Below are 26573 nucleotides of genomic sequence, written 5' to 3' on the forward strand. Positions count from 1 at the left end.
TTTGACTTACACGCAACCGGGAGGTTCGATTTCATCCCATGGAAATCTTCATCAGTATTCTCGCAACGCTGCTGCTCACTGTTGCGAACGGCTTCTTCGCCATGTCCGAGATGTCGCTGGTGAGCGCTAGACGCGCCGCTCTGGAGCGAGATGTCGACGCCGGTGATCCGCGTGCGAAGCGCGCGCTTGAGCTGTCATCGGATGCCACGAGCTTTCTGTCGACGATTCAGGTGGCGATAACACTCGTCGGCTTCTTCTCGGCGACGGTCGCTTCGACGAATCTCTCCAAGCCGCTCACCGCCTGGCTGCAATCGTTTGACAACAGCTCGATCACGTTCATCGCGCCGGCGGCTGCACCGATCATCATCACGATCATCGTGTCATATCTCTCTATTGTCGTCGGCGAGCTCGTGCCGAAGCGCATGGCTCTGGCCGATGCTGAGCGCGTCGCCAAGCGCGTCGCGGGACCGGTCACCGTCTTTCAGAAGATCGCGCGACCGTTCGTCTGGCTGACCGGTATCTCGGCGAACGCGGTGTGCTCCGTGCTGGGCGTCAAAAGTCCCGACGACCGGCAGAAGGTCTCCGAGGACGAGATCAAGTACATGGTATCCGAGCAGGCGACCTTGCTCGACGAAGAGAAGCGCATGATTCACGAGATCTTCGATCTCGGAGACTCGGTTGCTCGAGAAGTCATGGTTCCGCGCGTGGATATCACCATGGCTGAGGACACGGACACCATCAACGATGTCATGGAGGCCATGCGCAGAACCGGCTACAGCCGCATACCGGTCTATCGTGACGACCCGGACCGAATCGTCGGAATCGCCCATATCAAGGACCTTATCAGATATGCTCTCAACGGGCAGGGCGATGCGCCGGTCGGCGAACATCTGCGTGACGCGGATTTCGTGCCCGACACAAAGGACATCTTGCCGCTGCTCTCGGAGATGCAGACAGCTCATGATCAGATCGTCGTGGTCGTCGACGAATACGGTGGCACGGCCGGCATCATCACGATAGAGGATATCGTCGAGGAGATCGTCGGCGAAATCGAAGACGAGTTCGATCCCGACAACAAGTACCTCACGCGGCTCTCGTCGACCGAATGGCTCGTGGATGGTCGGTTCCCATGTGATGACGCCGCAGATCTGGGCTGGCCCATCGAAGAGAGCGACGAGTATGAGACCGTTGCCGGCTGGATTCTGGAGATGTGCGGCTCGGTACCCGATATCGGTGAGGTTTTCGAGGTGGACGGGTACAAGTTCAAGATTCAATCGATGCGCGGACAGCGCATCTCGCTCATTCGCGTGGTTCGGGCTGCGAGGAAGCCCGGGGTCGAACAGGACGAGGCGGCCAGCGCCGAAGCGGCTGCCGAGGCGACCGCGGCCCAGGGGAGCGGCTCAGACGGTTGACGCTTCGCCGCGCGCGCGTGGTAACATCTAGGGATCGCATCGGAAACAGACGGCTTTCGAGAAACGGATTTCGCATGGCAGAGCTATTTAACATCATGAAGATCACGGTTGGTCCGGAGAAGCTGTGCGCGCGCGTGCTCGTGAACCCGGGAATGCCTCTCATGACCTCTGGGGATATCGAGGCGACCGCCCGCGTCTACTATCTTGCTCCCGCGATAGCCTCCCACGTCTGTCTGGGTGACACGGCAGGGGAGTTCAAGGATTGCATGGGCGATACGGAGGTGGCGCATCTGCTGGAGCACCTGGCAGTCGAGATCATGAACGAAACGGGTCTCGCAGGCAGGATCTCATGTGGCAGAACGCATGGGGTCGCCGGTAAGGCGCGTCTATTCGATATAGAACTGAGCTGCCCAGACGATATCCTGGCGATCGGTGCGCTGTCCTCAGCCTCCCACATCATGGAATGGGCTTATCTTCATGCCGACCAGACGCCGCCGGATTTCGCGGGCACGGTCTCAGCGCTCGCCAAGCTCGTTTCGAGCTTGAGGGGTGAGAGCGCGCCGCCGGTCGTCTCCGCCGCCGACGCGAGTGAATCTGCGGACGCCACCGATGTCCGCTACGCGGCACTCGATGCGGACGATGGGCGCGAACGCGACGGCTCAGCTTGGGATGACGCGATGTCTTGATCAGGCGATGAGCGTACGCGACTCTGTTCGGGAGCGACCTTGCGAGGAGCCGGCTTTCAAGGGCTGCCCCGATGCGTCTCAGCCGCTATCGGTCGGCGGTGCTTCAGGATGTGCGCACGTGAGCCCGCGGACCACCTGTTGCGAAGGCGATCTGCGAAGACGACAGATGCAGCACGGAACCCACGACGAAACAGCCGGCTTGCGGGTATAATGGTGTACTGCAAATGATGGCATCCCCTCTTGAAAGGAAGCAGAATCATGGGTAAATCGCTAGGGTTCATCGCAGGTTCGCTGATAGGTGCGGCCGCGGGCACCGCGATAGGTATTCTGGTCGCTCCCCGCGCGGGGGCCGAGACGCGCGCCATGGCTTCCGACATGGCAAACGATGCATGGGATAGCGCGCGCGATCTGTATGAGCAGGGTGCCAAGCAGGTGCGCGAGACCGTTGACGATTTCGGTCCGATGGTTGACAGCAAGACGGATGAGCTGCGCGAGAAAGTCGATTTAGCGCGCGAGCGGATGGATCGTCTGCGGGAGTCGCTCAACGAGGCGGTGTCGGGCGGCTCGGTGAAACCGGCTGCCGATGTCGTGGTCGAGACGGCTGATTGCGCGGCTGCAGCTGCCGAGGCGAAGGCAAACGCTGGGGCATAATGCTGGTCCAAGAGTTTCAGGGCCGAAAGGTGTACCGCATGCCGCCTGAGGGTCGCAGGATCCGAAGAGACGGAACGCCTCGTCGCCCCTCAAGGCTGGGTTCGATCCATTTCCCCGTGTTCACCGCCGATGGACGGCGGGTCATCGGTTTCATGGTGAAACAGCGTGATGTTGCCGGCATGATCAAGCAGGCGGATCGCTTCGTCGCTCTGGATGCCTTGGAAACCTATGAGGGAGCCCTCTGCGTTGCGAGCAAACGGGATTCCTTCGACGCCGCTGCGGCAGCGCGTTTGGGGGTCGATCTCGACCGCTGCCTGATCTGGACCGGAATGGATGTCCGCACCGTCTCCGGGTGCGATCTCGGTTACTGCTGCGATGCGGAGTTCGACCGAGCATCGGGCACGGTGTCGTGCTTTCTCATCATATCGGGAACCGCTTCAAAAATGCTGGTGGGCTCGATTCGAATGTCCGCCGATCATCTGGTCGGTTATCGCAATGGAGCCATGCTGGTAGACGATGTTGTTCGTGACCTCGAGCTCTCTGGTGGAGCTGCGGCGAGGGCAGCCGAGGCAAGCGTGGTCATCGGCACGAGGGCCGCCGAGGCGAAGACCGTCATCGGATCGAAAGTCAAAAAAGGGGCGAAGATCGTCGATGACAAGGGGTCCGCAGCCGTCTCGAAGGGCTCGGTGGCACTCGGCAGGCAACTCGGCCGAACACGAGGTATGTTCAAAGCTTTCAAGCATGAGTACAACAGGGCGGCCGGTAACCAGAAGCGCAAGCGATGACGCGATCGAGCACGTGCGCCGTCGCCGGCCGCTCGGCTGACTTCTGAAAACCGAGGAGAAGAACTGTTGTTGAATCTTGCCATCTCCCGCCCCCACCGAAAGCGCTCCACCCGCGCAGTGTTAAAGCAGGCCAGGGCATTCCGCTCGCCTGCTGCCGGATCCCGTCGCAGGCGTCACGGGGAGGCGTATCTTCATCGTCCGAAGCGCTCTTTTCGCAAATCGCGTCCCGCTGGGAACGGCTCGCGCGCACCGTATGCGCTCATCGCTGTCTGCTGCGCGTTCCTGTTCTTTGTCGCGAGCATAATCTGGTATGCCAATCGCGGAGTCGAAATCACTCTCAACGGCGAGAGCACGACCGTTCGCGTCGGCGAGACCGTCGAGCAGCTGATCGACGATCAAGAGCTCGCAGATGGGCTCAAGGCGGGAAACCTGCTCGCAGTCGATGATTCGGTACTCAAAAAGGGAGGAGGCGACGCGTACAGCGTCGAGCTCAACGGCTCCACGCTGGCGATCGGCGATGTCGCTTCGACAAAGCTTTCAGGCGGTGAGAAACTCAAGGTCAGCGATGGCGCAGATATCTATGAGGCGCATGACGTCACGGCAAGCGATATCGAACCGACGTTGAGCATGACCGGGGACGGGCCGGTCCAATACGTCAAGACATGGGGCGTCAAAGGGCGCTCTGAGATATGGACGGGCAAGGAGTCCGGCAGGCGAGCGGATCGCGGAGTCGTCAAGCAACCGGTGAACTGCGAGGTCGAATGCGTATCGGTCAAACCTGATAACGGGCGCAAATGCGTCGCCTTGACCTTCAACGAAGGACCGAGCGCGCATACCCGTCAGATGTTGGATATCTTGGAGCAACAAGGCGCGAAGGCCACCTTCTTTCTCACAGGCGAGGGGATCGAGGCCAATCCGGACGCGGCGAAGGCGATCGCCGATTCGGGCAACGAGATCGGATCCAACTCATATGCCTTCGAGCGCCTGTCCAAGCTCAAGGGGGATGCTCTGCGATCTCAGCTGTCGCGCGGGTTCGATGCCATCGAGTCGGCGACAGGCGAGAAGTGCGCCCTGCTGCGCGCGCCGTACGCCTCATTTTCGGCCCAGAACTGGGCAGATTCGATGGATATGGTGTCTGCGATGGTCGGGTGGAACATCGACTCGGGCGACTGGCTGCTCAAGGGCGCGAAAAGCGTCACCGATACGGTCATCGGATCGGTGCAACCCGGCAGCATTATCTTTCTGACAGACAACTCAAGCGTCTCAGCGCAGACAGCAGCGTCGCTGCCGGCGCTCATCGACGGCCTCAAGGCTCAGGGCTATGAGTTGCTCACCCTCTCCGATCTCGTGGCCACGGACAAAGAGCTCGCAGCGGGTCTCGACCTGTCTCAGGTATCCAAGCCCGAGGATGCCGTATTGCCCCGGGTGCCCGCCGAGCAAGGTCGCAAATGAGACGCGCGCACTCATCTGAAATCTCTCGCGAGGATCGCTGAGCGCATTCGGGTTTGCCTGCGCGCGTCGAGACGGCTAGGCTACACATGAGGGGTGCGTCAAAGATCGAGCGGCCTGTTCGCATCGAGCCGAAGTCCGAGGGGAGGGGCAGGCCATGAGCAGATCCGAGCTGGATGGGCGCGCGATCGCATCGAAGGCGGACAGCGCACCGAACCGGTCTGATCGAGCTGCAGCGGTGTCAGCCAGAGCGCGAGTCGCCGAGCGTCCCCACGCGAATGCTTCCAGAGGACGCAGGCGCTCAGAGCTGTCTTGCATGTTCGCAGCATATGCGCTGATATCATTCGGACTCGTGGTGTGCTGGTGCCTCCTGTGGCGCGAAGTGCCCGTGACCGTCAACGGCCGGCAGCGGATCGTCCGCATCGCCACACCGATCCGAGACCTCCTCGAGCAGAACGCATACTTCGGGGCCAAGCCCGGCAAGCTGCTTTCCATCGGAGGCAACGTTCTCTCGGAAGATGGCGGAAACTCCTGTTCCGTGACATATGGTGGAGCGCAGCTGGATCCCGCCCAGATCGCTTCATACCGTCTGCACGAGGGAGACGAGCTCACGGTGGATGATGGCAAGGATGTGCAAGAGGGCCACATCGAGACCACGGTGGATGTCCCCCCGGGCATACAGATGGATCGCGGCGGCGCCGTGCAGTTCGTGTCCCGATGGGGAAAGGCGGGCGTGAAGACCGTATGGACCGGTCGGAGGTCCAAAGAGGTGATCGATAGACAGATCACGAAACTCCCTGTTGACATGATCGTGCGCTCGATCAATCTCGAGCCGAAGGCCGATCGTCCCTGTGTGGCCCTCACCTTCGATGACGGTCCCAGCTCGTTCACACCGAAGGTGCTCGACATCCTGGCTCAGAAAGGCGTGAAGGCCACATTTTTCAATTTGGGTGCCAACGTGATGCGCGACCCCGCTGCCGCCCGCGCCATCACGGATGCCGGCTGCGCACTCGGCAATCACACGATGACGCATATGAATCTGACGACGGTCGACCGCGACACGCTCAGAAGCGAGATCTCGCGCTCCGCTGACATCCTGAGGGGGACCGGCGCCTCGCCGCAGATGATCAGAGCGCCCTACGGTGCCTTTACCGCAGCCGAATGGGCGCGATCAGGCGATCTCATCGGATCCAACATATTGTGGAACATCGATACCAGGGACTGGACGCGACCGGGGGCGAACAAGATCGCCGGGGCGGTGCTCGACGGCGCGAAGAACGGATCGATCATTCTCATGCACGATGGAGGCGGGGACCGCTCTCAAGACGTACAGGCGCTGCCCGGTATCATCGACGAGCTGCACAAGAGGGGATTTGCCTTCGTCACGGTGCCCGAGATGATGAAACTCGACGGCAGGATCCCTGATGCGGTTGTGGGGGGCACAACCAGATTGCCTGATGATTGCGGCATGCCCGACTCCTAGCGCCCTCGACGGATGCTATAGTGGATTTCGTTGCGTCACGCTGGTGCGCCGAGGGCTCCTGCGAGGCGATGAGCTGAGCCGTGCGCCGCGATGCGTCTCGCGTGTCTCAGCTGGCTGATCATGTGTGCGAGTCCAGGACTTGGCGATAAGGGAGCCCGATGAAATACTTCTCTGAAATGATCGACCTTCCCGTTCTGGACAGCCACGGCGAGAATCTCGGGGTTCTGCAGGATCTCGGAGTCGCCCCTGCCGAGGTGTTCCCCCATGTCACCTCAATCGTGTTCCACAAGGTGAAGGAGGCCGCTGCAGTCGTGTGCTGGGAGGGGTGCGTCGATCATGTGGATGCTCAAGGCGTCCACCTCGCCGTGACGGCCGACGAGATCAGGCCGGCGGAACGGGAGGAGGCACAGGTTCTGCTCGCCCGTGACATTCTGAACAAGCAGTTCGTGGACACGCAGGCCGTGAAGGTCGCACGCGCGAACGATCTCAAGCTGTCGCAATCGGGTCCCAGACAGTTGCGGCTTCTCGGTGCCGAGATCGGCGTTTCGGGACTTCTCCGCGCCCTCAGTCCCGCAGTCGAGCGAATCGCCTGCCGAATCTGCTCATCGGTGGGCAAGCCGCTCACCGAGAGAATCGTCGCGTGGTCCTACATGGATCTTCTCGATCGCAACATCGATGAGATACGCGCTTCGGTGTCGCACAAGACGATCAACGAGCTTCACCCGGCAGACATCGCAGATATCATCGAACAGGTCGATCCGGCATCGGGATGCGCGATCTTCGCTCAGCTCGATACCGCGCAGGCGGCCGAGACGATCGCCGAGATCGATGATGAGGACCTTCTCGAAGAGCTGCTCAAAGGTGTGGCGGACGGCGAGATTTCCGCCATGCTCGCGCATATGGATCCTGATGACGCCGCAGCTTTCATCGGGGACCTCGATCAGCAGCGAGGCGACGCCCTGCTGCAGCTCATGGATGAGCGAGATGAGCACGCGATCAAAAGACTGCTGAGCTATCAGGAGAACACAGCTGGCCGGATCATGACGTCGGAGTTCGTGGCGCTGCCGGGATATGCCAAGGTCTGCGATGCCTTCGCAGCGATCCGCAGGCTCGAGGAGGACTTCGAGAGCATCTACTATGTGTACACGGTGGACGAAGCGGGTGCGCTCACCGGCGTTCTCTCGCTCAGGACGCTCATCTCAGCCCAGGAGAGCGATCGTCTGCAGGATCTGGCCTTTCGCGATCTGGTCTGGGTCGCTCCGCAGCTCGATCAGGAGGACGTGGCAGACGAGATGACGAAGTACAATCTCGTCGCGGTTCCCGTCTGTGACGGGGATCGTCGCATCCTGGGCATCGTGACCGTCGACGATGCCCTCGATGTCATCGCCGAGGAGCACGACGAAGATCTGAGGATCGCCGGCATCGGCAGGGGCGACAACGCGACCGGCGAGTCGACGCATATGCTGGTCTGGTTCGCTCAACGTCAGTACTGGGTGCTCATTTGGGCGCTGGCATCCGCTGCAGGAGCCGCCGCCCTCGGGGCGCTCGATGCAGATCCGGCGCTGATCCTGTACCCCATGTGCGCCATGCCCGTGGCGCTGCTCGCCTCCGGCGGCATGGTCTCGTTCGTGAAGAACTACTTTCTCGAGCACGACGACCGTGAGGGCACGCAGAGCGCATACGGTGCGTTTCTCTTGAAGACCACGGTGGTCGGCGTTGTTCTTGCAGCACTTGTTCTGGCGTGCGCGTACCTTGTCGACGATATCGCGCTCCCAGATGCCACTCAGGCCGAGCGGGATCTCTTCCTGGCCTGCTTCGCAGCCGCCGCCGCGGTGACGCTTCTCAGCGCCGTCGGTGCGATCGGATGCCTGAGACTGCTGCGCTGGCGCGATGAGCACGATCTCAACACGTCGGGCACCGCACTCGGCGTGATCTCCACGCTGATATCGGCGGTGCTGTTCACAGCGATCTCGATCGCCGCCGTTATCGCCATGGCGTGAGCCATGACGAAACGAGACCCGTCCCCGGAGGCGTCCGCGGACTTGTTGCAGTAGAATCGAGTGTGTCAAAGAGATCGAACAGGGGACGCGAGGAGGGTTGCGTGGCGGCCGAGACATGGACGATCAAGCGGTGCCTGGATTGGACGGAGCGGTTTCTCGCCGCCCACGGGGAGGAGCGTCCGCGCCTTGCTGCCGAATGGCTTCTGAGCGCGGCGACCGGTCTTGCCCGCATCGAGCTGTACATGAGTTTCGACAGGCCGCTTGGTGCCTCCGAGCTCGACGTGATGCATCGCTTCGTCGCACGCAGATCGACCGGCGAGCCACTTCAGTACATCACTGAGCAGGCTATGTTTCGCACGATCGCCATCGCATGCGAGCCCGGTGTGCTCATACCGCGTCCGGAGACGGAGGTGCTGGTCGGAGAGGTTCTCGCCTTTCTTGATCACGAACGGGCTCCCGAGGTCCTCGCGCACCGTGAGCGCGTGGAGCTTCCGTGGAACGATGAGGTGGGATCTTCCACGGACGAGCAGGGCATGCCGAACCCATCGCAGACCGTCCCGCGTGACGCGGCTCGCATCTTGGAGATCGGATGCGGCACCGGCTGCATCTCGCTGGCGATCGCCTCGGAGCGCCCCGGACAGGTGAAGATCGTCGCTACCGATATCGACCCGAGTGCTGTTGCGCTCGCGCAGCGCAACAGAGTCGCGCTCGGCCTTGATGAGGAGACGATCAGCTTCCGAGAAGGAGATCTGGCGGAACCGGTCGCCCCTGATGAGCTCGCAGGATTCGACGTTCTCGTCTCGAACCCTCCGTATATCCCGCGAGCGGTCATGGCGGATCTGCCGCGCGAGGTCTCGGCGTTCGAGCCCGAGCTCGCGCTCGACGGGGGCGCGGACGGTCTTCAGATCTACCGGCGCCTGCTGCGGCTCGCCTCCATGGCGTTGCGCCCCGGTGGTCTCCTCGCTTGCGAACTGTACGAGGAATCGCTCGAGGAGGCGGCAGAGCTCGCGCGCGGCGCCGATCTCGTCGATGTGAGCATCGTCGAGGATCTTGCGGGGCGCCCCCGGGTCCTGCTCGCCCACGCCCCGGCCCGGTCTCTGTCGACGGGACGCTGAGCCGTATGCGCCATCTGGCTGCCGCGGGCAGCCCCTTGCCGACGCGTCCGCTCGTTTGATCAAGGATTTGGCTATGCTTGCATAATCTGCGCGTCGAGGGCGATGGCTTCTCAGCTCGCTCGCGTCGCATACTCACAGCGGTTGCGCACTATGAGGGGTTCAAGATAGGAGGGACGGGCACACACGATGCCGAGCACGTATCGATATGGGAGCGCATCCGAGCGAAGATGCGCCGTGGAGGCCGGCTCAGCCGTCTTGACCGCAGGCGGGGTGGCTCTGATCCCGACCGAGACCGTCTACGGGATCGCGGTTGCGATTTCGGCCTTCGCTCGACCAGGCGCGATGCTTCCCGATCCCGGATCGGGATATCGGCGCATCTTCTCGCTCAAGCGACGCGATCTCGTCCAGACGCTGCCCCTTCTCGTATCCGGGCCAGCCGATCTCGATCGCTTCGGGCTCGATATCGATTCGCAGACCCGCTGTCTGGCCGAGAGGTTCTGGCCGGGCGCGCTGACCCTTGTCGTAGACGCCGCTGAGCGCGTGCCCGCATTCATGCGCGCCGCAGACGGAACGATCGCGCTGCGCGCATCCTCTTCGCCGGCCGTCGGCGACCTCATCGATGCATGCGGTTGCCCTCTTGCTGCAACGAGCGCAAACACCCACGCGATGCCGGCGCCAGCCTCCTTCGCTGAAGTTGAACCTCGAATTCTGGATGGTGTCGACGTGGCGATCGACGCGGGACCGACGCCGTGCGCAGACGCATCAACCGTTATCCGAATCTCGGATGGGGCCCCGATGGTGCTGCGAGAGGGCGCTCTGCCGTCTCGTGCGATCGAGGATGCGCTCGGTAGCCGCCACGTGCACCTGCGATCTCCGAAAGAGAGCTGAAAGGGCCGGACACATGATGTTTACCCTCAATGACCTTGATCTGGTCGACAGCGCCTGCGCGACGGGGAGCTCCTATATAATGGCGCTCGACTGCGGAACCACCTCGGTGCGGGCATCGATCATAGACCAGTACGGCTGCATCGTCGCCGCGGCGTCGCGCGCTGTCAAGACGAGCTATCCCCATCCGGGCTGGGTGGAGCAAGACCCCACTGAAATTCTTGCCTCTCAGCTTGCGGTGATGATCGAGGTCCAGTTCAAAAGCGGTATCCACTCGGACGGCATCGCTGCCGTCGGGATCTCGAACCAGCGTGAGACCACCGTGGTGTGGGAGCGCGACAGCGCTCAGCCGATCTGCAACGCCATCGTCTGGCAGTGCCGCCGGACCGCGCCGATCGCCGAGGCGCTCAAAGAACACGGCATGGAGGACATGATCCGAAAGAAAACCGGCCTGCGTCCCGACGCCTACTTCTCTGCCACGAAGATCGCCTGGATCCTCGAGAACGTTTCGGGTGCCCGGGAGGCCGCCGAAGCCGGTCAGCTCATGTTCGGGACCATCGATACCTGGCTCATCTACAATCTGACGGGCGGGAAGGTCTTCGCGACGGAGTACACCAACGCGAGCCGCACGATGCTGTTCAACATTCATACGCTCGATTGGGATGACGAGCTGCTGCGCATCATGGATATCCCCCGCTGCATGCTGCCTGATGTCCGCTGGAGCGCCGGGGAGTTCGGGCGCGTCTGCAGCGACATCATGACCCATACGCCGCCTATCGCCGGGGTCGCCGGAGACCAGCAGGCATCGTTGTTCGGCCACTGCTGCTTCGCGCCCGGCCAGACGAAGAACACCTACGGTACCGGATGCTTCATGCTCATGAATACCGGCGAGCAGGTCGTCGAGTCAAATCACGGCCTCGTTTCGACGATCGGCATCGCTCAGGGTGGGTCGGTGAGCTATGCGCTGGAGGGCTCGATCTTCCATGCCGGATCGGTGATGCAGTGGCTGCGCGACCGGCTTCAGATCATCTCCGACGTTGCCGACACCGAGATGATCGCCAGATCGCGACAGTCCAATGATGGATGCTACCTCGTTCCGGCGTTCACCGGTCTCGGTGCGCCCTGGTGGGATCCGGATGCCCGCGCGCTCATCTGGGGACTCACGTCCGCTTCGGATCGCGCATGCCTGGTCCGCGCCGCATGCGAGTCGATGGCCTACCAAAGCTATGATGTGCTGCGCGCCATGGAGGCGGACGCCGACATCAGGCTGAGCAGCCTGTCCGTCGACGGCGCGGCATCTCGCAATGGCTTCATCATGCAGTTTCAAGCGGATCTCCTCGGAATACCGATCGTGCGATCCGAATCGATCGAGACCACGTCGCTCGGCGCGGCCTTTCTGGCTGGGCTCGCAGTCGGCTACTGGGAGGATCGCGAGGAGCTCGAGCAGAGCTGCGGCGCCTCTAAGCGCTTCGAGCCGAAAGCTGATGAAAGCCGCGCTCGCGATCTCGCGGGATGGCACGCTGCGGTCGCCAAGGCGGCGGGATCGCCTGACGGGGCGCGGGAGCGTGCGTCCGCATCGCAACTGTAGTAGAGTGGGCCTCGGAGCTCTTCGCTGCTATGTGCATCGCGATGCGCCCCGCCGTCCGCCCATCGATGAAAGGAACCGTTATGCGCGTAGCCCTTGCGTCCGATCACGCTGGATTCGATCAGAAGCAGGCCCTTCACAGGTATCTGTCGGAGGAGCTCGGATGCGACGTCGTCGACCTCGGCCCTGAGACCGCGGAGAGGGTGGACTACCCCGATTTCGCAGAGAAGGTCGCGCGCGCCGTAGCGTCTGAACAGGCGCAGCGCGGCGTTTTGCTGTGCGGCACCGGTATCGGCGTCGCGCTCGCAGCCGATAAGGTCGCCGGCATCCGCGCGAGTTCGATCACCACACCCGAGTTCGCCGCTCTGTTCCGTCGCCATAACGACGGCAACGTGATAGGTCTCTCAGGCCGCTTCATCGATCTCGAGGTGAACGAGGAGATCGTCAAGGTCTTTCTCGAGACGGATTTCGAGGGAGGCCGCCACGCCGAGCGAGTCGACAAGATCATGCGAATCGATGAGACCGGCAAAAGGGGTGCGGGCTCAGCCGCGGGCAACAGGCGGTGCGACGCATGAGCGACGTCATCGACTACGACCGCTCTCGGGTGACGCTGATCGATCATCCGCTGGTCCAGCACAAGCTCTCCATCTTGCGCGACACGGCGACGGGAACCAAGCAGTTTCGCGACCTCGTCCGGGAACTCGCCATGTTCGAGGGCTACGAGGCGACCCGGGATCTCCCGCTGGAGCAGACAGAGATACAGACACCTATCTGCCAGGCGGTGTGTCGCCGGCTCACGGGACGCAAGCTCGCGATCATCCCGATCCTGCGCGCCGGCCTCGGTATGGTCGACGGCCTGCTCGAGCTGGTCCCTGCGGCGCGTGTCGGTCACATCGGCATGTATCGCGACGAGCGAACGCACAGGCCTCATGAGTACTACTGCAAGCTCCCCGCTGACGTGGAGCAAAGAATATGCCTGCTCGTCGATCCCATGCTTGCAACCGGCGGCTCGGCGCTGTCCGCTCTCGAGTACCTCAGAGCGCAGCGCGTCCAAGACGTGCGGCTGCTTTCGATCGTGTCAGCCCCGGAGGGTCTTGACGCCGTACTGAAAGCTGACGCGGAGGTGAGGATATTCACATGTGCAGTCGATGACGGGCTGAACGCCTCCGCCTATATCGTTCCGGGTCTGGGGGATGCCGGAGACCGCATATTCGGAACGCTATGACCGATCTCACCTGCTGGTCCAATGACGTTTTATGCATTTTGACCATCTCGACGCTTCGGATGGGCATCTAAAGGATTGAAATTTTGTGCGGGACGCCTACAATGATTGAGCGACGCGTACATACCCGTCGGCACCGTTCTCATCGCTCGGAGATCCGAGGTCGTCATGATCGTTGGTACTGTGGCAGCCTGTGATCTCATTGGGTGCGGCTGTCTCGGCTGCGCCGGGGTCGTTGCGGGTGTCTGCGCGTTCATCCCGCTGTTGCGGGAGATTCGCGAAGCGCTCGGTGGTGGCACCGCCCGAATCGGCAGGGGTCTTTTGGTGATTTGCCTGTCGACAGCCATGCTCGTCATCGCGACGCTTCTCGGGTATTCGCTGTTCGAAGAACAGATACTCGCGTTCGTGGCCGGTGAGCTCGTTGGGTTTATCGCCTGTTGGGCATGTGCCGCCGCGTGGGTGATGGTTCGCAAAGGTTAGGTAGCGCTGCGACGGGGTTCGCTCGAAGCGCGGGAGAGGTGGAATCTTGGATGCACTTACCAAGTTGCCCGGTGAGATTTCTCAGCTGGTTTCCGAGTTCTCGTCGACGCCGGTCGTCGGGAATCTGGATGTAGGTCTGACCCAGTACTCGTTTTGGCTCCTTGTCTCAGCGGCCGTGTTCGTCATCATCGTCGCGGTTTTTTTGAAGAAGCAGACGTTGGTCCCGAAGGGCGTGTTCGTCAACGGTGTCGAGTCCATCGTGGAGTATGTTGAGAACGATGTGGCCAAAGGCGTCGTCGGCTCCACGTGGCGTCACCATTTTCCGTTTCTCGCCACGCTGTTTCTCTTCATCCTCGTCAACAACTTCATAGGGCTCATTCCGGGTGCCAAGCCCGGCACCGGTGCCATAGGCTGCACCGCGGCAGTCGCGCTCATCTCGTTTGTCTACTTCATCTACTTCGGCGTGAAGAAGCATGGCGTCTGGGGCTATATCAAGAGCCTTGCTCCAGCCGGCGTCGGTTTTCCCATGAACCTGCTCGTGTGGGTCATCGAGCTGCTCTCATTGATCTTGCGGCTCGTCACGCTCGCTGTCCGACTGTTCTGCAATATGTTTGCCGGCCATGTCGTGATGGGATCCTTCGCGATACTCGCATCCCTGTTCATCGAGCCCGTGTTCACTCACTTCAGTCTGGTAGTCGCCGGCTGGTCGCTTACAAGCATCGGTTGGCTTGCCATTCTTTTGATCATCTACGCTGTGGAACTCATCGTTGCGTTCGTTCAGGCATACGTGTTCACCGTGCTCTCCGCCGTCTACATTCAGATCGCGGAAGCAGACGAGCACTGAGTTCGCCTGTCAGGTTGTGTTCAGGACGCGCCGCCCAGGGCTGTGCGTTTTGGCGATATTTCGGAGAAGCATGCGCGACAGCGCACGTCAAAGGAGGAATCGTGGGAGTAATCGGATTTGGTCTCGGCGTCATCGGAGCCGGCATCGCGATCGGTCTTGCGGCTATGGGTGCCGCGAGCGCGATGGCTCGTCAGCCGGAGGTGCAAGGACGCGTCTTCACCGTCTTCATCCTGGCATCCGCGTTCACCGAGGCGCTGGCCCTCATCGGCTTCGTCGTAGCGCTCATCGTGCGCTGATCCTCACGGAATCCGTATGTTGTTCCAGAAGGAGCAGAACATGAAATTCATGAAACGCGTCATGACCGTCGCAGTCGCTTTGAGCTGGTTCTCATGCGCGATGCCGGCGTCCGCTTGGGCGGAGGAGTCCTCCGACAAGGTTGACATCCTCATTCCCAAGCCTGCGGAGTTCTTCGCGTCGCTGTTCGTCTTCCTTGTCATCTGGATCGCGCTCGCCAAGTTCGCCTGGCCGAAGATCCTCTCCATGATGGAAGAGCGCGGCGCGCGCATCAAAGCGAGCTTGGATGAGGCGGAGAAGACCAAGCAGAAGGCGATCGCCGACCGGAAGACATCCGATGATCTTGTCGTCGACGCCCGCCGCCAAGCGGCCGATATCGTACTCGAGGCTCGCAGGGACGCCGAGGCGGAGCGAGCGCGCATCCAGGCGCAGGCGCACGCTGAGGCGCAAGACATCATCGCCAAGGCGCATGCGAACGCCGAGGAGGAGCGAGGCGCCCTCTATGCGAGCGCTGCGGACTCCATAGCCGAGCTGTCCGTCTCGGTCGCATCCAAGATCGTCGGCAGGACGCTCGATGAGGACGGCGAGCAGCGCCGGCTCATCGAGCACTACATCAAGGAAGCGGGTAGCCTGAATGCCGACTAGCCGTATGGAGAATCGGGTGCTCGAGACCTACGCGCGCTCGCTCATCGAGGCGGCGAAGGCGGAAGATCACGTATTTCGCGATCTGCATGAACTCGAGGTGCTCGCCGGCGCCTCGCGCGAGGTGCTCGCTATCGTCGGTGCCATGTTCGACCGCGATCAGCTCGATCTTCTTCCCCGTGTCGCGGAGATGTATCGCTCCATGACAGAGGAGGAGGTCGACATCGTCGGTGTCACGGTGACGACGGCCATCGAGATCGATGACGATCTTCGCGCGATCATCACGAAGAAGTGCGAGGAAGATTTCGGCAAGAGGGTCTATCTCATCGAAAAGATCGATCCCTCGATCATCGGCGGCATCGTCATCGAGGCACGCGGAGAGCGACGCGATATTTCGGTGAGAACGCAGCTTCGCGCCGCTCGAAGTATTCTCGGCGGCGCCAAATCGAAGAACGGAGGTGACGCTGAGCATGCCTGATTCCATGAAGGCTAAAAGCATTGATGCGAGCAGCGTCAACACAGGCAAGATCAACGCCGAGACGATCGCACGCGAGCTCTCCGAGCGACTCGACACGCTCACCGCGGCGGTCGATACTCAGGAGGTCTCGGTCGTCGACGAGGTCGGGGATGGCATCGCGCGGGTATCGGGTCTTCGCAGCGCGATGTCAGGCGAGCTGCTCGAGTTCAAGAGCGATGAGACCGGACAGACGGTCTTCGGTCTGGCGCAGAACCTCGATCGCAACGAGGTGGGCGCCGTCCTGTTCGGCGAGGTCTCCCTCATCCGCGAAGGCGATGAGTGCCGCACCACCGGCAGGATCATGGATATCCCGGTCGGCCGCTCGATGCTCGGCCGCGTCGTCAACTCGCTCGGCCAGCCCATCGATGGCGGTCCCGATATCGTGACGACCCATCGGCGTCCCATCGAGTTCAAGGCGCCCGGCGTCATCGCGCGCACACCGGTTTCCGAACCCGTTCAGACCGGTCTGCTTGCAATCGACTCCATGATTCCCATCGGTCGCGGGCAGCGCGAGCTCATCATCGGCGATCGCAAGACCGGCAAGACCTCGATCGCCGTGGACGCGATCATCAATCAGCGCGGCAAGGATATGATCTGCATCTACGTCGCCATCGGTCAGAAGGCATCGACCGTTGCCAACATCCGAGCGACGCTTGCGGCCCATGATGCTCTCGATTACACCGTCATCGTTTCGGCCACGGCGGCTGATTCCGCTCCGATGCAGTACATCGCCCCTATGGCCGGTGCTGCAATCGGTGAGTTCTTCATGTACAACGGTGAGGATGACAGGCCCGCTTCGGCGGATAACCATGGCGGACACGTGCTCATCATCTACGACGACCTGTCCAAGCAGGCGGTCGCCTACCGTCAGATGTCACTGACCCTGCGTCGTCCACCCGGACGCGAGGCGTATCCCGGTGATATTTTCTATCTGCATTCCCGTCTGCTGGAGCGCGCCTGCAAGCTTTCCGAGGAGAACGGCTTCGGTTCCATGACGGCGCTTCCGCTCATCGAGACGCAGGATGGCGATGTTTCGGCCTATATCCCGACGAATGTGATCTCGATCACCGACGGTCAGATCTATCTGCAAAGCGAGCTGTTCCACCAGGGGCAGCGGCCGGCAGTGGATGTCGGCATCTCGGTGTCGCGTGTCGGCGGAGCCGCGCAGACGAAGGCCATGAAGCAGGTCTCGGGTTCGCTCAGACTCGATCTCGCTTCCTATCAGGAGCTCGCGGGATTCGCGCAGTTTGGAAGCGATCTCGATAGCGCGACGCAAAAGCAGCTCACGCATGGTTCGCACATGACCGAGCTGCTCAAGCAGCCCCGCTTCAAGCCACTTGATGTCGTTGACCAGATCGCCGCGCTCTTTGCCGGTAACGAGGGCTTTGTTGACGATCTGCCCATCGCTCAGGTGACGAGCTTTCGCGATGATCTCGTGAGGCACCTGGATGCCGCCTTCGGTCCGCTGCTCAACGAGCTGCGAGATAAAAAGATCCAAGGGGATCTGGAGAATCGGCTCAAACAGGCTATCGCCGACTTCAAGAAGGACTTCTGCTCGAAGCACGCCGCCGAGTCGCAAGGTGGGTCCGCGGATGGGAGCGCTCGGACAGAATCCGGTCGCGTGCAAAAGGACGCTTCGGCCGATGCAGATTCCGAGAAGAGCTAGGGCTCATGGCGAACCTCCGCGACATAAAGAAGCGCATCTCCTCGATCTCGAGCACGATGCAGATAACCCGTACGATGGAGATGGTCTCCACCGCGAAGATCCGTCGCGCGCTCGACCGCGCCCGGCGAGCCGAGCCCTATAAGAAGGCGCTCACCGACGTGATGCTCACGGTCGCCCAAGACGCGCAGAGTGCGGGCAACAACGCCTTGATGCGTCCGCGTGAATCCGTCAAGCGCGGTCTTGTGGTCGCCGTCGCATCGGATCGCGGTCTCGCGGGCGGATTCAATGTCGGCGTCGTGCGCTCGGTCGAGCAGATCATGAGCGACTGGGGTCGGCGCGGCATCGACACAGAGATCATCACCTGCGGCCGCAAGCCGAGCGAGTACTTCGGCTCCCGGGCTGATGTCGTCATGAACTTCACGGGCAGCTCGGCTGACCCGACGCTTGAGCAGGCGCGCATGATTGCCAGCTATATCTGCGACGGGTACGCCTCGGAGCAGATAGATCAGGTGGAGGTCGTCTACCATCATGCTCGCAACCGCGTCGTCCAGCAGCTTCGTTGCGAGCGGCTGCTGCCGCTTGATCCTGAGATGCTCGCCATGGCGCACGGCCCCAGAAAGAACGCCAACGAGGGCCCCAAGCGTCTCCAGGCGTCGTTTACATTCGTCCCCTCAGCGGAGCGCGTGCTCGGGGAGCTGATCCCCTCGTACGTCCTGACCGTTGTCCATCAGGCCCTGATCGATTCCGCAGCGGCAGAGCAGGGGGCTCGTCGCACGGCGATGCACTCGGCTACAGAGAACGCCACAGCGATCATCTCAACGCTGTCGCATACCTACAACCGCGTGCGCCAAGCCTCGATCACCACCGAGATCAATGAGATCGTCGGCGGGGCCTCAGCATTGGAGGAGCAGCAATGACCGATACTACCGTCAAGACCGCGATCAAGGATGCCGGCGTGCGACGCACCGCCGGGGAGGGGCGGATCGTTCGCATCATCGGGCCTGTCGTCGACGTCAAATTCGACGACGTGGTTCCAACGATCTACAATGCGCTCACGATCGACGCGGACACGCCGATCGGGCATATCAGCACCGTTTTGGAAGTCGAGATGCAGCTGCCCGGTAGCGTCGTGCGCACGGTTGCGATGACCTCGACCGATGGCCTGCGTCGCGGCTTGCGGGTGCAGGACACCGGAGAACCCATGAAGATGCCGGTCGGTCAGGCCACGCTGGGCAGGATCTGGAACGTGCTCGGAGAGCCCGTTGACGGAAAACCCGCCGGGCAGATAGAGGAGCGCTATCCGATTCATCACGCTGCTCCGACCTTCGACGAGCTGACGACGAACATGGAGATCTTTGAAACCGGCATCAAGGCGGTCGATCTGCTCGAGCCCTATATTCGCGGTGGCAAGACCGGTTTGTTCGGCGGCGCGGGAGTAGGCAAGACGGTGCTCATCCAAGAGCTCATCTACAATCTCGCGCAGCAGCATGGTGGAACCTCGGTGTTCACCGGCGTCGGAGAGCGCACGCGCGAGGGCACCGATCTATATCTCGAGATGAAGGAATCCGGCGTCTTGGACAAGACCTGCCTTGTGTACGGGCAGATGAACGAGCCGCCGGGAGCGCGCCTTCGAGTGGGGCTCGCGGGCCTGACGACCGCGGAATACTTCCGTGACCGGGGACAGGATGTTCTGCTGTTCATCGACAACATCTTTCGTTTCTCGCAGGCTGGCTCGGAGGTCTCCGCCCTGTTGGGGCGGATGCCCTCCGCAGTGGGCTACCAGCCGACTCTCGCGACCGAGATGGGAGATCTCCAGGAGCGCATCACTTCCACGAAGACGGGGTCCATCACATCGGTTCAGGCCGTTTACGTCCCGGCCGATGATCTCACCGATCCCGCGCCCGCAACGACCTTCACGCACCTCGATTCCACAACCGTGCTTTCCCGCAATATCGCATCGCTCGGTCTGTACCCCGCGATAGATCCGTTGGCCTCGACTTCCGACGCGCTCGATCCCGATATCGTCGGGGAGCGCCACTACAGCGTTGCCTCCAAGGTCCAGGAGCTGTTGCAGCAATACGCCGACCTGCAGGACATCATAGCGATCTTGGGTATGGATGAGCTGTCCGATGAGCAGCGCACGACCGTGAACCGCGCACGCAAGATTCAGCAGTTCCTCTCGCAGTCGTTCCATGTCGCGGAGAAGTTCACCGGCAACCCCGGAGTCTACGTTCGCGTCGAAGACACGGTCGACTCATTTGCCGCCATCGTCAACGGCGATGTCGATGATCTTCCCGAGCAAGCCTTTCGTTTCGCCGGCACCCTTGATGACGTGCGCGAGCGCGCTGCGAAGATGGGGGCGAAGTAGTGGATCGCGCCATGAGAATCAGAATCGTGGGGCCCGAGATGCTCATCTACGAGGGCGATGCGGCCTTTGTCGCCGTTCCGGCCTCGGATGGCGAGATCGGCGTGCTGCCGAGTCACTCCAACGAGATCGCGACGATCAGAGCGGGTTACGTTCGCGTATCTGATGAGACGATGGGGAGGATCGATCATACCTTCGCGGTGCTGAGCGGATACGTCGAGATCGCCGATGACGCGATCATCGTGCTCGCCGATCGCGCAGTCGATCTGGCGACCGTCGACAAGGATGATGTCTCTGCCCATCTTCGCGATTTTGAGGATCAGCTGGACGGGCTCGAAAGCGATGACGCCCACCGTGCCTACCTCTATAATAAGATCTCATGGTGCAAGCTCCTTCTGGCATCCTAGATGCCGCCCGCACCGCCTGAAGGCCTATTCCGCGCTCAGCGTCGGTCACGTCACAGGGTTTGACGCAGCGCGGCGACAAGGAGAGATGTTGGATATCATTCGCGTAGAGGGCGGCCACGCCCTCGGGGGCACCGTCTCGGTATCGGGTGCCAAGAACTCTGCGCTCAAACTCATGGCGGCCACGTTGCTCACCTGCGGAAGGACCACGCTCACCAACGTTCCCGATATAGCGGATGTGCATGTGATGGGCAAGGTCCTAAAAGGAATAGGCGCCAAGATCGATGTCATAGACGAGCACACACTCGAGATCGATACCTCTGCGGTCGATTCATGGGAGGCGCCCTATGAGCTCGTGGCGCAGATGCGCGCCTCGACAGCGGTGATGGGTCCCCTGCTCGGACGCTTCGGTCGGGCGAAGATCGCCATGCCAGGCGGCTGCAATCTCGGAGCGCGCAAGATCGATCTTCATATCCTGGGTCTGGAAACCCTTGGTGTCTCATTTGACACCGATCACGGCTATATTCACGCAAGAGCCACGGAGGGCCTTGTCGGCTCGTCGGTAGCTCTTGATTTTCCGAGCGTCGGTGCCACCGAGAATCTGATCATGGCAGCTGTACGTGCAAAAGGCGAGACCATCATCGACAATGCGGCGTGCGAACCCGAGATCACCGATCTCGCTACCATGCTGAACGAGATGGGCGCCTGCGTAAGGGGCGCGGGAACGCCTGTCGTCACGATCGAGGGAGTCTCGGAGCTTCATCCTGTCGAGCATCGCGTGATCGGAGATCGGATCGAGGCGGGTACGTTTCTCGTCGCTGGCGCGCTCATGGCCGATGCAGCCGGCATCGAGGTGGTCGGCTTCAATCCGACTCATCTCGGAATGGTCCTCAAGAAGCTCGAGCTGATGGGTGTGAGCTACCGCCGCTGCGATCACGGCGTGCGCATCCGACGTGCATCCGCCTTTGAACCGGTCGACATTCAGACATTGCCCTACCCGGGCTTTCCGACCGATATGCAAGCGCAGGTCATGATCCTGTCCGCTCTTGCACGTGGAGGGTCCGTCATAACGGAGAACATCTTCGAGAACCGCTTCATGTTCGCCTCAGAGCTCGTGCGGATGGGTGCAAACATTCGCATCGAGAGCCATCACGCCGTCATCCATGGGGTCGGCAACCTCTCGGGGGCCCAAGTCGTCGCTCCCGATCTGCGCGGTGGGGCCGCCTTGGTCGTCGCCGGTCTTGTTGCGGAGGGTACGACCGAGGTCTCATCGATCCACCATATCGACCGCGGCTATGAGCACTTCACCGAGAAGCTCGCGGCACTCGGTGCCGCGGTCGCACGCACCACGGTTCCCGATCCCGTCGAGGGATGAGGCGCGAGCGATCACTTCAGGCGAAGCGCCCGACGAGTTCGGTGAGCACATCGACCATTCTGACGAGCGACGAGACGGGGATGAATTCGTTCACGCCGTGGAAGGCGTAACCGCCCGTTGACAAGTTGGGACAGGGCAGTCCTCGGAAGGAGAGCTGCGCCCCATCGGTGCCTCCGCGAACGGGGATGACGCGCGCCTCGACGCCCGCTGCCGCAAACGCCTCTTTCGCCAACTCTATCAGCTCGGGGTGCTTTCCTATGACCTCGGCCATATTGCGGTACTGAGCATCGACCGAGATGCTCACTCGCTGCTCGCCCTCTCGCTCGTTTATGAACGCTGCGGCGCGCCGCATCAGATCGACCTTGCGCTCAAGCAGCTTCGCGTCGTGATCGCGCACTTCGTACCTGGCGACAGCGTGTTCGCAGGTCGCGGAGACGCCTCGTAAGAATATGAATCCCTCGTGTCCCTCAGTGTGCTCGGGCCGTTGCGCGACCGGAAGAAGGTTGTGGTAGTCGACGAACAGGTTGGAAGCGTTGACCATGCTTCCCTTTGCATCGCCGGGGTGGATCGAGCGACCCTGGAACGTGACCGTCGCCTTGCAGGCGTTGAAGCATTCCCATTCGAGCTCGCCGATCGGCCCGCCGTCCACGGTATAGGCCCACGCGCATCCGAAGGCCTCGATGTCCAGAAGGCTCGCACCATGGCCGATCTCCTCATCGGGGCAAAAGCAGATGCCGAGGCGCGGGTGAGGCAGGGTCGGCTCCGCGATGAGTCGTGCCGCCAGCGCCATGATCTCGGCGACGCCCGCCTTGTCATCTGCCCCCAGAAGCGTCGCGCCGTCGCTCGCGACGATATCCTCGCCGATGAGCTCGGTCAGTCCGGGGACCTCCTCGGGTCCGATCGAGATGACATCGCTGCCGACCGCGCCGCTCACGAGCTCGCCGCCTTCATACCTGACGATGTGAGGTGACACGTTCGCGCCGGGGGCGCTTTCAGAGGTGTCGATATGCGCGACGAGGCCGAGGCCGGGCTGGGCCTCGGCACCCGGGCTCGCCGGGATCGCCGCGGTCACGTAGGCATGATCGGACACGCGGACATCGGCAGCGCCGAGATCGCGCAGCTCCTGCGCGAGCAAGCGGGCCAGCTCGAACTGACCCGGAGTCGAGGGCACCTCATCGCTGTGCTCCTCCGCTGATTGGGTGTCGATCCTCGCGTATCGCAAGAAGCGCTCGAGAACATCGGGTTGCTGAGAGGCTGCGTCGCTCATTGGTTCTCCGTTTCGTTGAAAGGGGTTCAGCTAGCTACTCTAGCACGAGACGAGTGAGTTGTGGAGCGCGAAGGACTCGGTACGACGGCGCGCGCCTGCCCGGCTGCGCCACCCCCGGCTCGCTATTGAGGTAGAATCATCTGAGTCGCAACGAAAGAGGTTTTCATGGATACCACCGAGCGCTCGCACGAGCTGAATCTGACTATGGCCAACGAGGACTACCTGGAGTGCATCGTCAGAATCGAGAAGGAGGGCTCTGCTGCGGACGGGGTCCGATCCGTCGATATCGCGCTGCGTCTGGATGTCTCGAAGGCCTCGGTCAACAAGGCCGTCGCCGCTCTCAAAGCGCAAGGGCTCGTCGAGCAGTCGCATTACGGCAAGGTCATGCTCACCGAGCAGGGTCGCGCCATCGGTCGCGCCGTATGGTACCGTCATCGCCTGCTTCGAACGTTCCTCACGCAAAAGCTCGGCGTCTCCTTCGAGCGGGCCGACGAGGAGGCGTGCCTCATGGAGCATGCGCTTTCAGAGGATACCATGGACAGATGGCTGGGCTATCTCGAGAGACAGGGTATCGTGGTTGTCGATAGCTGATCGAGGGAGATGAGGAGCATTCCCATCATGCCGAGCACAGAGATTCAGGCCGACTTCGAGACGGCCTACTACAATCGTTCAGGCGCGGAGGAGCTCATGTCCCGTCTTGTGGATGAGGTCCTGCTCGCTCAGGGCCCCATGGGCAGCGTTCTCATGAGCGAGGAGGGCGCCTCGGATGTTCCGGCTGCGTACTGGAATGAGGTCGAGCCCCAAGAGGTCTCGCGCATCCATGAGCTCTACGCAGCCTCAGGTGCTCAACTACTCATCACGAACACCTTTCAGGCGAGCACCCCCGCACTCGGACGCGCGGGGATCTCGTCGTCGGCGCAGCAGGTCAATCGTGCTGCAGTCGATTGCGCGCGCGTCGCGTGCCCACAGCATCTCGCCGGATCGATCGGACCGTGCGGAGTCGATTGGCTGACCGTCAGATCGGCTGAGTTCCGTCGGGCGCGCGACGCGTATCGCGAGCAGGCGCATGCGCTGCTGGCCTGCGGGGTCGATGCGCTCATGCTCGAGACGTTCACCTCCGTGCGGGACTTGGAGCCCGCGCTTCTCGGTGCGGGTGACGTCGCAGATGGGATGCCGCTGCTCGTGAGCTTCGCGATCGACGGTTCCGCGGACCTGGTGGGCGACGGTCTCAGCATCGAGGGCGCGATTCTGTTTGCAGAGAAGCACGGCGCCTCCGCTGTAGGCGTGAACAGCTGTTCGATCGACGCCGCCAACGCTGCAGTTCGTCGCATGGCCCGGGCTGCCCGAACTCCGATCATGGTTCGTCCCGGCGGAGATGTTCCCGTTCGAGACGATGACAAGGGTCTGATCTGGGCCGAGGATCCAGAGGCGTTTGAACGAGCCTGCCGAGGTTGGATCGAGGGCGGTGCGCATCTTATCGGAGGCTGCTGCGGCACGACCGCGCGAACGACCGCCTCGCTGGCGGAGGCTCTCGATCGCGGACGATGAGGCCTCGCGCCTCGCGTCCCGCGCGGTCGCGGGCGCGGCGCTCGATATCCGGCACGGTGAACGGATCGCTTGAGGGGTGCTTGCTCTATGGGTGCAATGATCCATTTCGGAACAGATGGCTGGCGCGCTCGCCTCGACGGCGACTTCAACGATGATAATCTCGTGCGCATCGCGGATGCCGCCGGCAGACTCTGGGCGCGCTGCGCTCCCGGTGCCATTACCTATGTGGGTTTTGACACGCGACCGGGTGCCGAGCGCTTCGCATGCCTGGCGGGAGAGGTGTTGGCAGGCCATGGACTTGCCGTCAAGGTCAGCGATAGGTGCGCTCCGACGCCTGCCCTGTCTTGGACCGTCGCGCATGACCTCAGAGCCTGCGGCGGCTTCATGATCACGGGTTCGCATAGCCCGGTAGACTACCTGGGGGTAAAGCTGCGTCACGCCGATGGCGGCACGGCGGCCTCCGACAACACAGATGAGCTCGAGAGCATGATCGAGGTCGAGCCCACGGAGAGACGCGGGCCCATCGGTCGCGCCGATATCATGACCCCGTATCTGAAGAGCTTGGCGAGGCTCGTGGACCACGATGCGATCTCGCGGGCGAACCTCAAGATCGTATGCGACCCGATGTACGGATCAGCGCGCGGCTATCTAGCGCGGGTTCTCGGCGAGCTCGGGGTGGAGGTCGCCGAGATCCACGGGGAGAACGATGATGAGGTCGATGAGGTTCATCCCGATCCGATCGAGCCGTGGGTCGACGACTGCGAACAGGCCGTTTTGCGCTTCGGTGCGCATGCGGGCCTTGTGAACGATGGTGACGCCGATCGCGTGGGCGCGATAGATGAGCGGGGCCGTTTCGTGAACCCCCATAAGATCATCGCCCTGCTCGCCACGCACCTGGTGAGAAATCGCAACGAGAGCGGCAGGGTCGTCCTGAATCTCTCCGCTTCCGCTCTCACGCGCAGAGTCGCTCGAGCGCTCGGATGTCGTGTGACCATAAAGCCGGTCGGGTTCAGATATATATACGAGGAGATGCGAAAGGGAGATGTCCTGATCGGCGGGGAGGAGGCCGGGGGCATCGGCATCCCCTGGCATGTGCCGGAGCGCGACGGGCTTCTCGTGAACCTTCTGCTGTGCGAGATGATGGCAATGAGCCACAAGCCGCTCGGAGCGCTCGTCGAGGAGATGGAGGGCGTCTACGGAAGCACATTCTACACCCGCCGCGATCTGAGGCTCGAAGCGGAGGTGATAGAGACGTTTCGCACGTTGCTTCCGGGGCTGAACCCGAAGCGCGTCGCGGGGAGGGCACCGATCCATGTCAGCCATATGGATGGCCTTCGTCTTGAGTTCGATGACGAGTCATGGCTGCTGCTCCGCCCGAGTGGCGCCGAACCGGTCGTTCGCGTATACGCTGAGGCCGCGACCATCGAGCTGCGCGATGAGCTTCTAGAGGTCGGATGCGACCTCGCACGGGGTGATCTGGACGCGTGATCTCGCCGATTCGCTCGTATGGAGCACTGAATCGGCGCGCGGGAGGCAATCCCAGGGGACCCTTCGGGTGGGATTGTTTGTGGAGCACTTGTGAACACGAAAATACACGCTGTTCTGTGGTCTCGAGTCTGGCATTATATCTCCTTGCCGCGTGGCCCCGAGCTTGACGCGAGGGAGACCGCGGCGGGTACCCTGAGAACCGGATACTGCGAGGTGGGACACGGCGAGATGCCGGTCCCGCCAGGACAGACAGACCATTTTGTTCAAATGTTATGAACTGTGAGAAGATCTTTGCGAGCCGCCCCACGGGGCGGCCCCGCAACGATTCCTTTCCAGGGACTGATGAGACTTTACGAGATGGATCCGATCAGCGAGAACTCATCGCTGGCCGGTCGGGCGCCTCGCCGAAT

The 26573-nt window shown here is 62.0% G+C and carries 26 protein-coding genes; 25 read left to right on the forward strand and 1 reads right to left on the reverse strand.

Translation table 11 applies throughout. From position 1 onward, the window contains the following. The first annotated feature begins 38 nt into the window (after positions 1 to 38). From CORGL_RS00880 to murA, 22 genes are all read left to right on the forward strand, one after another. The gene (locus CORGL_RS00880) at positions 39 to 1412 is read left to right on the forward strand and encodes a hemolysin family protein (RefSeq protein ID WP_013708041.1); all 1374 of its coding nucleotides are present in this window, start codon (positions 39 to 41) and stop codon (positions 1410 to 1412) included. A gap of 74 nt (positions 1413 to 1486) precedes the next feature. Beyond that, positions 1487 to 2098, forward strand: a complete 612-nt coding sequence (locus CORGL_RS00885; protein ID WP_013708042.1) for a hypothetical protein — start codon at positions 1487 to 1489, stop codon at positions 2096 to 2098. 258 nt (positions 2099 to 2356) lie between these two features. Continuing rightward, a complete protein-coding gene (locus CORGL_RS00890; RefSeq protein WP_013708043.1) occupies positions 2357 to 2749 on the forward strand; it encodes a YtxH domain-containing protein in 393 nt (130 codons plus the stop codon). Between the two features lie 38 nt (positions 2750 to 2787). Next, entirely contained in the window at positions 2788 to 3534 is a 747-nt protein-coding gene (locus CORGL_RS00895) for a PRC-barrel domain containing protein (protein WP_245526920.1), read from the forward strand. A 117-nt stretch (positions 3535 to 3651) separates the two neighbouring features. Then, positions 3652 to 4986, forward strand: coding sequence for a polysaccharide deacetylase family protein (locus CORGL_RS00900; protein WP_245526921.1), 1335 nt, complete (start codon positions 3652 to 3654; stop codon positions 4984 to 4986). Between the two features lie 154 nt (positions 4987 to 5140). Further along, positions 5141 to 6466 carry a polysaccharide deacetylase family protein gene (locus CORGL_RS00905; RefSeq protein ID WP_013708046.1) on the forward strand — a complete coding sequence of 442 codons (1326 nt, stop codon included), beginning with the start codon at positions 5141 to 5143 and terminating at the stop codon, positions 6464 to 6466. 158 nt (positions 6467 to 6624) lie between these two features. Further along, the gene (locus tag CORGL_RS00910; RefSeq protein WP_013708047.1) at positions 6625 to 8466 is read left to right on the forward strand and encodes a magnesium transporter; all 1842 of its coding nucleotides are present in this window, start codon (positions 6625 to 6627) and stop codon (positions 8464 to 8466) included. Between the two features lie 101 nt (positions 8467 to 8567). Beyond that, the gene (locus CORGL_RS00915) at positions 8568 to 9581 is read left to right on the forward strand and encodes a N5-glutamine methyltransferase family protein (RefSeq protein ID WP_013708048.1); all 1014 of its coding nucleotides are present in this window, start codon (positions 8568 to 8570) and stop codon (positions 9579 to 9581) included. A 186-nt stretch (positions 9582 to 9767) separates the two neighbouring features. Continuing rightward, entirely contained in the window at positions 9768 to 10469 is a 702-nt protein-coding gene (locus CORGL_RS00920) for an L-threonylcarbamoyladenylate synthase (RefSeq protein ID WP_013708049.1), read from the forward strand. 13 nt (positions 10470 to 10482) lie between these two features. Next, on the forward strand, positions 10483 to 12054 hold the full coding sequence (gene glpK / locus CORGL_RS00925; protein WP_013708050.1) for a glycerol kinase GlpK: 1572 nt from the start codon (positions 10483 to 10485) through the stop codon (positions 12052 to 12054). An 80-nt stretch (positions 12055 to 12134) separates the two neighbouring features. Next, positions 12135 to 12626 (forward strand): ribose 5-phosphate isomerase B, encoded by a 492-nt coding sequence (gene rpiB, locus CORGL_RS00930; protein ID WP_013708051.1) that lies wholly within the window; start codon positions 12135 to 12137, stop codon positions 12624 to 12626. Beyond that, complete coding sequence (upp, locus tag CORGL_RS00935; protein WP_013708052.1) at positions 12623 to 13276, forward strand: uracil phosphoribosyltransferase; 654 nt, start codon at positions 12623 to 12625, stop codon at positions 13274 to 13276. The genes rpiB and upp overlap by 4 nt, the downstream gene beginning before the upstream one ends. A 105-nt stretch (positions 13277 to 13381) precedes the next feature. Beyond that, complete coding sequence (locus tag CORGL_RS00940; RefSeq protein ID WP_041738464.1) at positions 13382 to 13753, forward strand: hypothetical protein; 372 nt, start codon at positions 13382 to 13384, stop codon at positions 13751 to 13753. 46 nt (positions 13754 to 13799) lie between these two features. Continuing rightward, a complete protein-coding gene (atpB, locus tag CORGL_RS00945; protein ID WP_013708054.1) occupies positions 13800 to 14597 on the forward strand; it encodes a F0F1 ATP synthase subunit A in 798 nt (265 codons plus the stop codon). A gap of 101 nt (positions 14598 to 14698) precedes the next feature. Further along, complete coding sequence (locus tag CORGL_RS00950; protein WP_013708055.1) at positions 14699 to 14893, forward strand: ATP synthase subunit c family protein; 195 nt, start codon at positions 14699 to 14701, stop codon at positions 14891 to 14893. Positions 14894 to 14933: 40 nt separating this feature from the next. Further along, entirely contained in the window at positions 14934 to 15536 is a 603-nt protein-coding gene (gene atpF / locus CORGL_RS00955) for a F0F1 ATP synthase subunit B (RefSeq protein WP_013708056.1), read from the forward strand. Continuing rightward, complete coding sequence (locus tag CORGL_RS00960) at positions 15526 to 16011, forward strand: F0F1 ATP synthase subunit delta (protein WP_049777652.1); 486 nt, start codon at positions 15526 to 15528, stop codon at positions 16009 to 16011. Before atpF ends, CORGL_RS00960 begins: the two co-directional genes overlap by 11 nt. Then, positions 16004 to 17716, forward strand: a complete 1713-nt coding sequence (gene atpA / locus CORGL_RS00965; protein WP_013708058.1) for a F0F1 ATP synthase subunit alpha — start codon at positions 16004 to 16006, stop codon at positions 17714 to 17716. Before CORGL_RS00960 ends, atpA begins: the two co-directional genes overlap by 8 nt. Positions 17717 to 17721: 5 nt before the next feature. After that, positions 17722 to 18633 carry an ATP synthase F1 subunit gamma gene (atpG, locus tag CORGL_RS00970; RefSeq protein WP_013708059.1) on the forward strand — a complete coding sequence of 304 codons (912 nt, stop codon included), beginning with the start codon at positions 17722 to 17724 and terminating at the stop codon, positions 18631 to 18633. Further along, positions 18630 to 20084 (forward strand): F0F1 ATP synthase subunit beta, encoded by a 1455-nt coding sequence (atpD, locus tag CORGL_RS00975; protein ID WP_013708060.1) that lies wholly within the window; start codon positions 18630 to 18632, stop codon positions 20082 to 20084. The genes atpG and atpD overlap by 4 nt, the downstream gene beginning before the upstream one ends. Positions 20085 to 20095: 11 nt before the next feature. After that, on the forward strand, positions 20096 to 20488 hold the full coding sequence (gene atpC / locus CORGL_RS00980) for an ATP synthase F1 subunit epsilon (protein WP_013708061.1): 393 nt from the start codon (positions 20096 to 20098) through the stop codon (positions 20486 to 20488). Between the two features lie 88 nt (positions 20489 to 20576). Beyond that, positions 20577 to 21860 (forward strand): UDP-N-acetylglucosamine 1-carboxyvinyltransferase, encoded by a 1284-nt coding sequence (gene murA, locus CORGL_RS00985; protein WP_013708062.1) that lies wholly within the window; start codon positions 20577 to 20579, stop codon positions 21858 to 21860. Positions 21861 to 21876: 16 nt separating this feature from the next. Here the strand turns inward: murA and pepT are convergent, their stop codons facing one another. Next, positions 21877 to 23127 carry a peptidase T gene (pepT, locus tag CORGL_RS00990; RefSeq protein ID WP_013708063.1) on the reverse strand — a complete coding sequence of 417 codons (1251 nt, stop codon included), beginning with the start codon at positions 23125 to 23127 and terminating at the stop codon, positions 21877 to 21879. Between the two features lie 165 nt (positions 23128 to 23292). Here pepT and CORGL_RS00995 point away from each other — a divergent pair, with 165 nt between their 5' ends. From CORGL_RS00995 to CORGL_RS01005, 3 genes are all read left to right on the forward strand, one after another. After that, positions 23293 to 23718, forward strand: a complete 426-nt coding sequence (locus CORGL_RS00995; protein ID WP_013708064.1) for a metal-dependent transcriptional regulator — start codon at positions 23293 to 23295, stop codon at positions 23716 to 23718. A gap of 27 nt (positions 23719 to 23745) precedes the next feature. After that, a complete protein-coding gene (locus tag CORGL_RS01000) occupies positions 23746 to 24675 on the forward strand; it encodes a homocysteine S-methyltransferase family protein (protein WP_013708065.1) in 930 nt (309 codons plus the stop codon). 87 nt (positions 24676 to 24762) lie between these two features. Next, the gene (locus tag CORGL_RS01005) at positions 24763 to 26163 is read left to right on the forward strand and encodes a phosphohexomutase domain-containing protein (protein ID WP_013708066.1); all 1401 of its coding nucleotides are present in this window, start codon (positions 24763 to 24765) and stop codon (positions 26161 to 26163) included. Positions 26164 to 26573: the final 410 nt, after the last annotated feature.

The organism is Coriobacterium glomerans PW2, assembly GCF_000195315.1.
Taxonomy (GTDB): domain Bacteria; phylum Actinomycetota; class Coriobacteriia; order Coriobacteriales; family Coriobacteriaceae; genus Coriobacterium; species Coriobacterium glomerans.

What these genes read in the sequence shown, in the direction of transcription:
- CORGL_RS01005 (WP_013708066.1), top strand. Translation starts at nt 24,763, where the DNA reads ATGGGTGCAATGATCCATTTCGGAACAGATGGCTGGCGCGCTCGCCTC.
- atpC (WP_013708061.1), top strand. Translation starts at nt 20,096, where the DNA reads ATGAGAATCAGAATCGTGGGGCCCGAGATGCTCATCTACGAGGGCGAT.
- atpF (WP_013708056.1), top strand. Translation starts at nt 14,934, where the DNA reads ATGAAATTCATGAAACGCGTCATGACCGTCGCAGTCGCTTTGAGCTGG.
- atpG (WP_013708059.1), top strand. Translation starts at nt 17,722, where the DNA reads ATGGCGAACCTCCGCGACATAAAGAAGCGCATCTCCTCGATCTCGAGC.
- CORGL_RS00880 (WP_013708041.1), top strand. Translation starts at nt 39, where the DNA reads ATGGAAATCTTCATCAGTATTCTCGCAACGCTGCTGCTCACTGTTGCG.
- CORGL_RS00960 (WP_049777652.1), top strand. Translation starts at nt 15,526, where the DNA reads ATGCCGACTAGCCGTATGGAGAATCGGGTGCTCGAGACCTACGCGCGC.
- CORGL_RS00895 (WP_245526920.1), top strand. Translation starts at nt 2,788, where the DNA reads ATGCCGCCTGAGGGTCGCAGGATCCGAAGAGACGGAACGCCTCGTCGC.
- pepT (WP_013708063.1), bottom strand. Translation starts at nt 23,127, where the DNA reads ATGAGCGACGCAGCCTCTCAGCAACCCGATGTTCTCGAGCGCTTCTTG.
- CORGL_RS00885 (WP_013708042.1), top strand. Translation starts at nt 1,487, where the DNA reads ATGGCAGAGCTATTTAACATCATGAAGATCACGGTTGGTCCGGAGAAG.
- rpiB (WP_013708051.1), top strand. Translation starts at nt 12,135, where the DNA reads ATGCGCGTAGCCCTTGCGTCCGATCACGCTGGATTCGATCAGAAGCAG.
- CORGL_RS00995 (WP_013708064.1), top strand. Translation starts at nt 23,293, where the DNA reads ATGGATACCACCGAGCGCTCGCACGAGCTGAATCTGACTATGGCCAAC.
- CORGL_RS01000 (WP_013708065.1), top strand. Translation starts at nt 23,746, where the DNA reads ATGCCGAGCACAGAGATTCAGGCCGACTTCGAGACGGCCTACTACAAT.
- glpK (WP_013708050.1), top strand. Translation starts at nt 10,483, where the DNA reads ATGATGTTTACCCTCAATGACCTTGATCTGGTCGACAGCGCCTGCGCG.
- CORGL_RS00890 (WP_013708043.1), top strand. Translation starts at nt 2,357, where the DNA reads ATGGGTAAATCGCTAGGGTTCATCGCAGGTTCGCTGATAGGTGCGGCC.
- CORGL_RS00910 (WP_013708047.1), top strand. Translation starts at nt 6,625, where the DNA reads ATGAAATACTTCTCTGAAATGATCGACCTTCCCGTTCTGGACAGCCAC.
- CORGL_RS00920 (WP_013708049.1), top strand. Translation starts at nt 9,768, where the DNA reads ATGCCGAGCACGTATCGATATGGGAGCGCATCCGAGCGAAGATGCGCC.
- atpD (WP_013708060.1), top strand. Translation starts at nt 18,630, where the DNA reads ATGACCGATACTACCGTCAAGACCGCGATCAAGGATGCCGGCGTGCGA.
- atpA (WP_013708058.1), top strand. Translation starts at nt 16,004, where the DNA reads ATGCCTGATTCCATGAAGGCTAAAAGCATTGATGCGAGCAGCGTCAAC.
- upp (WP_013708052.1), top strand. Translation starts at nt 12,623, where the DNA reads ATGAGCGACGTCATCGACTACGACCGCTCTCGGGTGACGCTGATCGAT.
- CORGL_RS00905 (WP_013708046.1), top strand. Translation starts at nt 5,141, where the DNA reads ATGAGCAGATCCGAGCTGGATGGGCGCGCGATCGCATCGAAGGCGGAC.